The organism is Aquimarina mycalae (assembly GCF_029906345.1).
Taxonomy (GTDB): domain Bacteria; phylum Bacteroidota; class Bacteroidia; order Flavobacteriales; family Flavobacteriaceae; genus Aquimarina.
In genome coordinates this window covers 123,457-135,383 of sequence record NZ_JARYGY010000010.1, presented here as the reverse complement: position 1 = coordinate 135,383, position 11,927 = coordinate 123,457, and the positions used below count along the sequence as shown (strand labels likewise).

Here is an 11,927-nt window from a genome sequence, read left to right as displayed (position 1 = left end):
TAGTATGTTTAGATACTTTATAAATACCAGTTTTAGAAATTTTAAAAAATTTAATAGAAACTTTCTAATTAATAGTATAGGCTTATCTGCTGCGTTTACCTCTATCATTTTAGTTATTCTTTGGGTTAACGACGAATATTCTATAGATAAATTTCATAAAAATGAAGAGCAAATTTTTCAGGTTTTACAAAACTTTAAAAATGGGAATGACATCTTTACTTCGGAGTGGACTCCTGCTCCTCTGGCAAAAGAAATAAAAGATAAAATTGCAAATACTACTTATGCAACCAATGTTTATTCTTTTGGTAGCAAAGGCATTGTTAGTAGAAAAGATAATTCTAGTATCCGGACAAATGAAATTTTTGCGGGACAAGATTTCTTTAATATGTTTTCTTTTAATTTAATACAGGGGGAACGAAATGATGTATTACAAAATCCAAATAATGTAGTATTATCTGAGAAATTAGCTAAACGAATTTTTAATTCTGTAGAAAATAGTATTGGTAAAACTATAGAATTCGATCAACAAGAAGTAAGCGGACTTTATATTGTGACTGGTGTTTTCGAAGAAGTTCCAGAAAACTCTACACTTAAATTTAACGCAGTATTTTCATTTAGTCATTTAATGGAAAAACTACCAGCTATAAATTCCTGGGAATCTAATGAGCCATTTACGTATGTTTCTGTAAATCAAAACTCCAATCTCAATAATTTCAATAGTCAACTAACTGCATTAATCAAAGAAAAATCAAAATCCGATAATCTTAATTCGGTTTTCGTTCGAAAATTCTCTGACAAATACCTTTATAACACCTATGAAAATGGCGTCCAATCTGGTGGGCGGATTAACTATATAAAACTTTTCGTTTTAATAGCATTTTTCATTTTAATAATTGCCGCGATTAATTTTACTAATTTATCTACGTCCCAAGCAATTAATAGAGTAAAAGAAATTGGAGTTAAAAAAGTTTTAGGAATTGAAAAGAAAGGACTAATTATTCAATTTATCGGAGAATCAGTTTTGACTTCATTTTTAGCACTCATATTAGCTTTTATAATAGTAATAATTATACTACCGTACTTCAATCTAGTCGTAAACAAAAACATAAATCTACAGTTTAGTCTGGAGATGTTTTTATTAATCATTGGAACTACGTGCATGACTGGTATTATATCAGGCATCTATCCCTCTATTTATCTTTCTAATTTCAAGACTACTACCCTACTAAAAGGAAAAATTACAACTAAAGGAAATGAAAAGAGAATTCGTCAAGGTTTAGTAATATTTCAATTTACTGTATCCATTTTTCTAATAATTTCTGTTGTTATCATTACCAATCAAATTAATCTAATTCAAAACAAAGAATTAGGATATAACAAAGATCAAGTTTTGGTTTTAAAAAAAGATGGAAAGTTAAAATCCAATACGGAAACATTTCTTAAAGAAGTTCGCAATATTTCAGGAGTTACAGGTGCTTCAAGTGCAGTACTTAATCATTTAACTGATAATAGCACCAATACCAGAAATGTGATATGGAATGGAAAAGAACCTTCTAACAATACCCCTTTTAAATATATCCTTGCGAACTATGACTTTATTGAATTGCTAGAAATAAAATTAAAAGAAGGGCGCTCTTTTTCAAAAAATTATAGCAATGAAAAACAAAAAATAATAGTAAACGAGACTGCTATTAACGAAATGGGTTTAAAAAATCCCATAGGAAAATCAATAAAAATCTGGGGGTCTGATGTACAAATTATTGGCGTTGTAAATGATTTTCATTTTCAATCATTATATCAAAAAATGAATCCTCTTTTTATGAAAATTTCGGATAAAGGAGATGAAATATTAGTTAAAATCAAATCAGGAACTGAGAGAGAAACTCTGGCAGCATTAGAAAATTTTCATAAAGAATTTAATTTTGGACTTCCTTTTAATTTTAGGTTTTTAGATTCAGATTATCAAACATTTTATGAAGCAGAAAATAGAGTTGTTAAATTGTTTAGATATTTTGGGTCAATTGCAATTATTATATCCTGTATGGGGTTATTTGGTTTAGTTACATTCAACATTAGACAACGATATAAAGAAATAGGAGTTCGAAAAGTTTTAGGTGCTAGTGTGTCAAATATTATTATGTTAATATCCAAAGATTTTCTTAAGTTGATTTTTATTTCCATTCTTATTGCTATACCAATAGCGTGGATAGTTCTTAATAATTGGCTTCAGAATTTCGCTTATAGAATAGAAATTCACTGGTTTGTTTTTGCAGCAGCTGGATGTATTTCTATAATAGTTGCATTGGCGACAGTGAGTTTTCAAACTATTAAAGCTGCAATTGCCAATCCAACAAATAGTCTTAAAACAGAATAAAATAGTAAACATTAAAAACATTCATCATGAAACATCTAACATATTTTCTAACCTTAATCGTAATTACAATTACTCAACTAGGAACAGCGCAAACTAAAAAAGTTGTGGATCCTTTTGAAAAAGTAATTATTAGTCCACACATACAAACAACTTTTATCGAAGGCACTGAAGAATCTGTAATCATTGAAGAAAGCACAGAACCCGAAGATAAAATTAATATCGAAGTAAATAACAATATACTACGTGTATATCTGGATGATGCAAAAGAAACCACTAAGCATAAAACCATTACTATAAATGGAGTAAAAAGACAAGTACCTATTTACAAAGGAAAAGTATTAACTGTAACTATTACGTATAAAAACCTCAGAGCACTTTCTATTCGTGGAGAACAATCGACATTATGTAAAAGTAAAATGAAAGCAGATGCATTTAAATTAAAAATTTATGGAGAATCATCTGTAGTTTTTAATCACGTGCAGTTTCAAAATTTTGACGTTTCTGTGTATGGAGAAAGTACGCTCAACATTAAAAATGGAATCATTGATTATCAAAAAATCACGGCTTTTGGAGAAGGTATAATTGATCTTATAAATGTTGATAATAAAACATCTAAACTAAAAGCCTTTGGAGAAGCACAGTTTAAAATACAAGCTTCTGATCTGATAAAACTAACTGCTTTTGGAGAGGCTGTACTTCAGTATAAAGGAAATGCATCTGTAAAAAAAGGCCTTAACATAGGAGATGTTGAAATCTCATATATAGACTAATCTATCTTAACATCAATCATTTATTAACGATTACTAAAAAATAAAAAATTATGATCTTAAAGCTTTCGAATGCTTCAAAAATTATAAAATCAGGTGGTAAAAAAATTACCTTATTAAATCAGATTGATTTAGATGTTCACACTGGTGATTTTATATCTCTTATGGGACCATCAGGATCAGGAAAATCTACCTTATTAAATTGCGTAGGGATGTTAGATCACTTTACGGATGGATCCTATACATTCTTGGATGAACCTGTTCATAAAATGAAAGAAAAACAACGATCCAAATTATATAAAGAATATATTGGTTTTGTGTTTCAAGCATATCACCTCATCGATGAATTAACAGTTTATGAAAACATAGAAACTCCGTTGTTATACAAAAACATAAAATCTTCTGAAAGAAAAGGACTTGTAGCAGATATATTAGATCGATTTAACATTGTGGGTAAAAAAGATTTATTCCCTACACAATTAAGTGGCGGACAACAACAACTAGTAGGTATTGCAAGAGCATTAATATCTAAACCGAAGCTAATTTTGGCAGATGAACCAACGGGTAATCTTAATTCTAAACAAAGTGTTGAAATTATGGAGTTATTTTCAGAATTAAATAAAGAAGGGGTTACAATTATTCAAGCAACACATTCTGAAACGAATGCGAGCTATGGTTCTAGAATTGTTAATCTCTTAGATGGAGGTATTGTTACAGTATAATTGTTTGAAATACTTTTATGTAATGTTGATCATTATTCTTTTTTACTAATGAGGCAGATTCAAAAAAGTTTGATATTAATTCATCTTTGATGTAATTTTTTAATAACACCTTCGACTACTACGATACTGATCAAATCATTATTGTGTTTACAAAATTTACTCCAGAAATAAATAAAGTATATTTTATTAATCAATATACGTTGTTCCAGATATTCTCTGGTAGTGGTGGTATTCAGGTGGATTTCAAAAACTATTTTGACTGGCAAAACAAGGCAATTTACTTAGAAAAAGGACAGTATATAAAGTTCTTATCTAATGATTTCTCTGTATTGAAGATGGAGTTCCCTAATGAAATGATATTCAAAAACAAAGAAGTGAGAGTCCTTTTTAAACACCTTATTTCTTTGGGATACATCAACTTTGATACTTCTCATTATTTTCAAAAAGTAATCGATCAAATTACATCTAATCAGCAAATTGACAATATTATAGATATTTCTACAAAACAATGGTATTATCAAAACCCGTTTCAAGCAAATAAAGAAGAATATCAAATTATTTTTGACACAAAGGATGTAATTGATGAACAATATTCTAGTAATATCAGCAATAGAGAAATCATTGCCTGTATTGGAGAAAAAGGTTACAATATACAATCATTGATAAAAAGAAAAATTGGTGTTTCTGTTAATTCCCTTCTTTCTAACAAAAAATTGTTAGAAAGCAAAAAGGAGATTGCTTTTACGGATAAAAGTATAAAAGAAATATCCTATGATATGGGATATAATGATCCTGCTTACTTTAATCGAGTTTTTAAAAATAATGTTGGTAAAAATCCTATTCAGTTTAGAAAAGATTTTGATTATAAAAATAGAGATCTTTTTTCTCAAAACATTATAGAATTACTTCAGCAATATCATACCAAAGAAAGAACATTAGAGTTTTATGCTTCTAAAATGAATTTAACTCCCAAAGCTCTTTCTAAAAAAGTAAAGGATAAAATGCAGACTTCCTTAGGCAAGCTAATCCGATATCAAATGATCGATACTTCTAAACTTATGCTAAGTCAAAATCTAAGTATTAAAGATATTTCTTTAGAAATGGGATTTGAAGAACCGAATCATTTTTCTAATTTTTTCAGGCATTATACAGGAGAATCTCCATCACAATTTAAAACAAGCATAGTATCATAGTTCATATTTTTTGATAGATAAATACTATCAATTGTATTGTGTCATTTATTTTATAATGCCGCAAAAATGATACTTAAAGATATCGTTCGTTAATAATATCCATATGCCAGATTTCGTGACCAATAATGGTAAAAGCTGCGGCTCTTGCAGACATATCTCCTCCATTAGCATTTCCTATATATTCTAAATCATTATTGTGAATACTGTTTAGAAAAGAAATAGACCCATCCCGAACTGTTTTAAATTCGTTAATTAATGAATCTATTGATTTATTATTGGCTCCAGAAGGTGTTATATAAATGTTTTGATCAAATCCTGCCAAAGAAGTTTTATCGTTTCTTGCTATCCGAAAACACCTATACATAAATATTCTTTCTGTATCTATAAGGTGTTGTAAAATTTCCTTTATATTCCATTTTTCTGATTCATAACGATACTCTAATTTATCATTAGGAATGGTTTCAAAAAATTGAATAACATTTTTCTTTCCTATTTCAAAACCTGCTCTAAGATCTAGTTCTGGAGTCAGTTTATCAATATATCTCTTATAATATTCATCAAATTCTTTACTTTGTAGGTCTGTAATATTCATTGCTGTTCTGTTTAAGTATCCATACAATAATATTACATCTACTGAATCGAGTTGTAGTCCAGTTTTGAAATACTTAAGATTCCAGTTAAAAAAATCAGATAATGATTAAAAAAGTAACAGCTGTCGATATTTCGTAAATCATATTTTAAAAAGGAATTGTAAAATAAAAAGTAGTTCCTTTTCCCTCTTCTGATTCTAACCAGATTTCACCTTTATGAGATTCTACGATTTTTTTACAATGCGCCAAACCGATACCAGTTCCTTGATATTTTTCTCTGGAATGTAGTCTTTGGAAAATTGCGAAGATCCTGTCTTTGTGCATTTCAGGAATTCCAATACCATTGTCTTGTACTAAAAACTCCCAAACTCCAGATGATTCGTTAGTATCATCCTTTTTAAGGGTAGCAGAAATTTTAATCTCAGGAATCACATTTTCATCGGTAAACTTAATACCATTACTAACCAGATTCTGTATTAACAATCGTAATTCTACTTCGTTACCCTTTATAATTGGTAGTTTTTCCGAATTGATTTTAGCTTTGGTTCTCTCGAGTATATTTTTAAAATCTCCTTTTAATTCTTTAACCACCTTATTCATATCAACATCCACAAAGGCTCTGGTTCTTCCGAGCCTCGAATATTCTAGTAACGAATCAATCAACTTTTTCATTCGTACACTAGCATCTTGGATAAAATCGAGACTCTCTTTGCCTACTTCATCAAAACTATCACCATAATCTTCTGATATCAACCCGATAAAACTAGAAATAGTATTCAATGGTTCCTGTAAATCGTGGCTCGCTATATACGCGAACTGCTCAAGCTCTTTATTCTTTGATTCTAAAACCAATGATTGCTCATTGATTTCGTCGTTTTTTAATTTTAGTGCTGCGCTAAATTTTTTCTTATTTAGATAACTGCGATATAAAAAGAAACTACCTACTAAACCTACAACTATCAGCGCAATTAAATACCAATTAATTTTTTTCTGATTATCAATTTCGGAAAGTTGTTGTTCTAATATTGTTTCTTGTTTTTTAATTTGGTCATTTTGTTGATCCAAATATTTTTGTTGTTCTTCAATTGCAAGTGTACTGGCTTTGATTTTTTCTTCCTGATCCTTAATAAATATAATTTGTTCCTTAATATTCTTTTCGAGTTCTTTTTCAATCAGAAGTTTTTCTTCATACTTTTTTTCTTGTATTGCACTTTCGGCAGATAATTCTTGTATCCATGCATTGCGCTCACTAACTCTCTCTTTTATTGTATCTATAGCCTTTTCTTGAGTACTTATCCTTTCTTCTTGTTGCTTAATTTGTGCTTCTTTATACTTAATTGATTCCTTTTGTTCTTCATTTTCATCAAGTACTTTTTCTAGGGACTCCTCTGTAGATTTATATAGTTTTTTCCATTTTTGTGAAGAGGTTATTGCAAATTGTTTTAGAGAAGGAGCTATTACCAAATCTTCATTAGCAATCTTATCTTCGTTGATTTCGTACTCAAATGAATCTCCTACATTGACCATATTGATCATAGAAGCATTATAGTTATAATCTTCTGTAACCAGTAGTATTTTCTTTTCAGAAATTTTACTTAGAATATAATTAATATCATAATTATACTTGTTATTCACATATAATAACTGAACATTTCTAACATTTTTCACATATTGAAAACGTACAACTTCTACTCGTTTACCAAAAATTTTACGTTTTTGAGCCATTGATTTAAGATCTAGAATCGTACGATCTGGACCTAAAACACCTATTTTAAAAGAATCGTACTCATCTATTTCTGGCCATCCTACTTGTTGTGCAAAATTATAAACGAATATCGCACGTTGTACTCTTTTGACCTCTTCATTGCTAAGGTCTTGCGTCCAAGCTTCTGTTATGCCGAAAAATGTAAAAAGAAGTAACAATGCATACGAAATATGCAGTTTGTAAAAATAAATACCAAAAGATTTATACCAGTTACCCATCATAATCTTAACAAGAGTCGAAGATAATAATTAGAACCATTAACTCCGAATTGTTGTACTCTTCTACTATACATAAAATTACCATTACTTGTATTTGCAGAATGTGTATGCCTATCAGGAAAGACATTGAAGACATTATTTCCTCCTAAAGTACATTTTATAAAATCATTAATTTGATATGAAATAGCTAGATCTGTTGTTAATTTTGGAGAGAAATTTTGATCTCGTGACTCTATATTACCATTAAATTCATTAAGTACCCAATTAGCCTGATCACCATCATCAGGATGAACAAACTTTACCTCTCCAAAAAGGGTATTCACCATTTGCAATCTGAATTTATCAAATTCATAAGATACTAGAGAGTTTACTTTATAATTTGGTTGCGCATATTCTACTCTAGCAATCTCTTCTCTATTAAATAATATATCTTCCTGACCTATAAGAGAAGGAGAAACTTTAATACGACCTTTTACTTTAGTATCATTAATATTCGCACTCAAGCTAGTATTTAATTTTCCTTCACCCAATGTTGTTCTATACACTAATGCTATATCTGCTCCAGAGGTTCTGGAATCAATCGCATTGGTAAAAAACTGTGCTGCTCCTACTCCAAAAGGTTCTAAAATCGTTTCATACCCTTCTGCAAACCTACCAGACAAAACAATTCTATCATCTATATTTATTAAATAATAATCAAAAGTAAAAGTGAAATTATCATTTAATTTACCGCTAACACCAGCACTAAAATGGTTTGACAATTCTGGTTTTAATTTAGCAATCTGAAAAGCTTCTGTCGCAACTGCACTTTCATTATTAAAGGTACCTACCTCAATACTTTCTCCATTTATAAACTGCGTACTTATATTTTGAAAAAATACCTGATGAAGAGATGGCGCTCTAAAACCTGTAGAAAACCCTGCTCTAACACTTATACCTTCATTAATTCTGTATCTGCCAGAAAGTTTCCAAATAGCCTGTCCTCCAAAATCATTATACGCTTCATATCTTGCAGCAGCCTTCACCAATAGCTTCTCTGAAAGATTTGTCTCTATATCTAAATATGCCGAGCTATTCGTTCTAAAACGATTTAACTCATTTTCTGGCTGAAACCCTGGAAAAACCTGCGCTCCAGCTGCTCTAGGAAGTATGTCTCCTAATTCATTGGTATACGTACTTCCTCCATCTATATAAGATGCCTCTTCTCCCGCAATAATCTGATAATTCTCTACTCTAAGTTCTGCGCCAAATGCTATGTTTACTCCATGTAACCAATCAAAGGTTCTAGAGATATCTAAATTGGTTGTATTTTGCTGATACTCAAATCCACCTGCATAAAAAGTTCTTGGAGAAGCGACTCCTAAGGATGCATTGTTAGAATTATTTACAGTATAATCTAAACTATTGATCCCTATAGAGTGACTAAAATCTACATTCCACTCATTCTTAACTCCTCTAATCCCACCAGCTACTACATCATCCTGGATATCAGTTAATATCTGAGGAGAAAAACCATTTGGAAATAATTCTGGCACTACTCTATCTTGATTTTTAGGGAAACGATAGAAACCCGCCGCCTTACCTTCTCTATAATTTCTTCCTCCTTGAAGATAAAATGTTGCATTATCAGACATTTTAATTTCTCCATTAAAGGCCAAAGCCAAGTTTTGCGTTTCTGCACTTCCAATTTGCATTACCCTGCGGTCTGAATATCCTGTTTGACCAAAAAAGTTGTTTTCTTCAATCAATCTTTGATCTTCTACTGGATCATCCGTATAAATTGTACCGGTATAATCTCCTGCTCTATTTACAGATTCTCTATTTCGATATTCTGCAGTAACATTAATGTATCCATCTTTTCCAATCTTTAATCCAAAATTAGCTGATGAATATGTGCTAAAACCATCTCCTTCTGTAGTAATACCAACTCTATTATCTACATCAATAACTTCAGTTTGTTTTTTTAGAATAATATTAATGACTCCTGCAATGGCATCGGATCCATATTGTGAGGTTGCTCCATCACGTAAAATTTCGATTCTTTCTATAGAAGCTATAGGTATAGCATTAAAATCAGTTCCCACGGTTCCTCTACCCACAGTTCCATTTACATTAAGCAACGAACTACTATGTCTTCTTTTTCCATTTACTAGTACCAACACCTGATCTGGACCAAGGCCTCTAAGCGTTGCAGGATCAATATGGTCCGTTCCATCAGCAATAGTTTGGTGTGTAGAATGAAAAGATGGAACCAAATAATGTAAAATATGACTTAATTCAATCTGCGAGGAATTTGTAATTTCCTGAGGAGAGATAATATCTATAGGAGCTGTAGTTTTAAGTAATGATCTTGGTTGTGCTCTGGAACCTATAGAAATTGGTTGATCTATTGAAAACCCTGTTTCTAATATAAAATCCAATTGAGCGGTTTCTCCAACCTTTACTGAAACGGTTTTAGAAATCGAATTATACATAACAAATCCAGCTGTAACTACGTATTCTCCTTCATCTACATTAAAAATATAATTACCGTTTACATCTGTTGTGGTATGTTGATTGGTTCCTTCTATACTTATTCTTGCACCTGGCAAACTACCAAATTGATCTGAAACATTACCAGAGATTGTAGCTCTGGATTGAGATGAAACTATTTGACAAAAACTAAAAAGTAGTACATAGGCGATAAAGGATGTAAACTCCAATCTAACCATAAGGGGTAATTTTAAAATTATTTCCTATTTAAAAATGCGTGTGTGTTTAAATTATCTTAGCAAGATAATTAATAAAAAAACAAAAAAAATCTTAGAAAAGATATTCTTTAGTAAATAAATCAGAATACTGGATTTATTCTACTAAAGTTAATTCCTTAGTAAAGTATTCCATTATTATAGTATCCATAACAACTCTAGAAAGCATTTTTCCTTTATATCCCTTAATCTCAGGGATTAAATCTGCCTTAGCCTTATCTTCTGCTGGTAATACAGAACCTAGCATTAAAAAAATGTTTGTTTTTTTAAATTTACTTTCTAGTTTCTGAAATTCAGATAGAAACTCCCAACCATTCATTACTGGCATATTGATATCTAAAAAAATTATTTCGGGTATAACTCCCGATTTAATAATTTCCAGCGCTTCCAGACCATTTTTAGCCACTAATATTTCATCAACGTGTCCTGTTTTTGAAAGTATTGTTTTATTAAAAAAAATGGTAGCTTCACTATCATCCACCAAAAGTACTTTTGTTATTATTTTCATAAAAAAGAAGTTTTAAAAAAGTGTTTTTCTATTACATTATTTAACAACGGGAATGATAATGGTTTACTAATAAGGTCATCCACCAAATAATTAGCTTTAGACTTTTCTATGTCATTAATATCAGCGGAAGTAGTTAATATTACTACTTTTATATTTTCAATAATAGTATGATTTAATTTTGAATATTCTATTAAAAATTCCCAACCATTCATAGCAGGCATATTAAGATCCAAAAAAATCAAATTCGGTTTTAATTCAATTCCTTTTTCTACGTTTATCAAATATTGTAAAGCCGCTTCTCCACTCTGTTTTACTTGTATTTTGGCAAAACTGCTATGTTTTGACAAAACCATACTATTATAAAAGTTGGTGGGTTTATCGTCATCTATTAGCAAAACGCAGTTAACTAAATTATTCATAATATATTCTTGTTGGTATATGCCAAAAAAAACACATCACAATAAAAAAGCAATAGTAATCAATAATTTTAGTTGCTTGCTTTACGGTTAAACGCAAAAAAGATCGATAAAGTGTATTTTGTTTATAATTAAGTAAGTTTTTACACCTTTTTTAAGTAAAAAAGTTAAACAAAATAAGTTTAGTAATTTCTAGTTTAAAGATTTGTCGAAATATTTAGATACAATATCCAAAACAATTTCCTTGGTTAACATTTTTTCTCTAAACTCAGTTACTTGAGGAAAAGATTTAAGAGTCTTTTCTTCTTCTTCACTTAGTTTAGCACCTATCATTACTATGATTTTTGAGTTTTTATCGGTAGGAGATAATTGATTATGTTGTTCTAGAAATTCCCAACCATTCATCTCTGGCATGTTTAGATCTAAAAATATTACTTCAGGAATTATATTAGATTGTAGATATTCCATGGCATTACTCCCATTAGTGGCTATAAGCACTTCTTCTACACAGTCTGTTTTTTGGATAATCGTTTTATTAAAAAAATTCGTAGAATTACTGTCGTCAACAAGAAGAAAACGTTTTAACTTATCCATATTAAAAAATATATCTTATTAAACCATTATACG

10 protein-coding genes are annotated in these 11,927 nt (G+C 30.1%); 4 read left to right on the top strand and 6 right to left on the bottom strand.

Translation table 11 applies throughout. The features are described from left to right. Positions 1-4: 4 nt before the first annotated feature. The 4 genes from QBK95_RS21095 (at position 5) to QBK95_RS21080 (ending at position 5,056) form a co-directional block, all read left to right on the top strand. On the top strand, positions 5-2,374 hold the full coding sequence (locus QBK95_RS21095) for an ABC transporter permease (RefSeq protein WP_280936546.1): 2,370 nt from the start codon (positions 5-7) through the stop codon (positions 2,372-2,374). 26 nt (positions 2,375-2,400) lie between these two features. Continuing rightward, positions 2,401-3,144: a GIN domain-containing protein gene (locus tag QBK95_RS21090; protein WP_280936545.1), complete on the top strand. Its 744-nt coding sequence runs from the start codon at positions 2,401-2,403 to the stop codon at positions 3,142-3,144. Positions 3,145-3,194: 50 nt separating this feature from the next. Then, positions 3,195-3,863 carry an ABC transporter ATP-binding protein gene (locus QBK95_RS21085; protein ID WP_280936544.1) on the top strand — a complete coding sequence of 223 codons (669 nt, stop codon included), beginning with the start codon at positions 3,195-3,197 and terminating at the stop codon, positions 3,861-3,863. A 143-nt stretch (positions 3,864-4,006) separates the two neighbouring features. After that, positions 4,007-5,056, top strand: a complete 1,050-nt coding sequence (locus tag QBK95_RS21080; protein ID WP_280936543.1) for a helix-turn-helix domain-containing protein — start codon at positions 4,007-4,009, stop codon at positions 5,054-5,056. Positions 5,057-5,129: 73 nt separating this feature from the next. On the opposite strand, the gene QBK95_RS21075 is transcribed toward QBK95_RS21080, so the two are convergent. The 6 genes from QBK95_RS21075 to QBK95_RS21050 form a co-directional block, all read right to left on the bottom strand. Beyond that, positions 5,130-5,648, bottom strand: a complete 519-nt coding sequence (locus QBK95_RS21075; RefSeq protein ID WP_280936542.1) for a DinB family protein — start codon at positions 5,646-5,648, stop codon at positions 5,130-5,132. A gap of 145 nt (positions 5,649-5,793) precedes the next feature. Further along, positions 5,794-7,632 (bottom strand): YfiR/HmsC family protein, encoded by a 1,839-nt coding sequence (locus QBK95_RS21070; RefSeq protein ID WP_280936541.1) that lies wholly within the window; start codon positions 7,630-7,632, stop codon positions 5,794-5,796. Next, positions 7,629-10,340 carry a TonB-dependent receptor gene (locus QBK95_RS21065; protein ID WP_280936540.1) on the bottom strand — a complete coding sequence of 904 codons (2,712 nt, stop codon included), beginning with the start codon at positions 10,338-10,340 and terminating at the stop codon, positions 7,629-7,631. The genes QBK95_RS21070 and QBK95_RS21065 overlap by 4 nt, the downstream gene beginning before the upstream one ends. 133 nt (positions 10,341-10,473) lie before the next feature. Next, the gene (locus QBK95_RS21060; RefSeq protein ID WP_280936539.1) at positions 10,474-10,884 is read right to left on the bottom strand and encodes a response regulator; all 411 of its coding nucleotides are present in this window, start codon (positions 10,882-10,884) and stop codon (positions 10,474-10,476) included. Further along, entirely contained in the window at positions 10,881-11,303 is a 423-nt protein-coding gene (locus QBK95_RS21055) for a response regulator (RefSeq protein WP_280936538.1), read from the bottom strand. The genes QBK95_RS21060 and QBK95_RS21055 overlap by 4 nt, the downstream gene beginning before the upstream one ends. A 189-nt stretch (positions 11,304-11,492) precedes the next feature. Next, positions 11,493-11,894: a response regulator gene (locus QBK95_RS21050; RefSeq protein WP_280936537.1), complete on the bottom strand. Its 402-nt coding sequence runs from the start codon at positions 11,892-11,894 to the stop codon at positions 11,493-11,495. Positions 11,895-11,927: the final 33 nt, after the last annotated feature.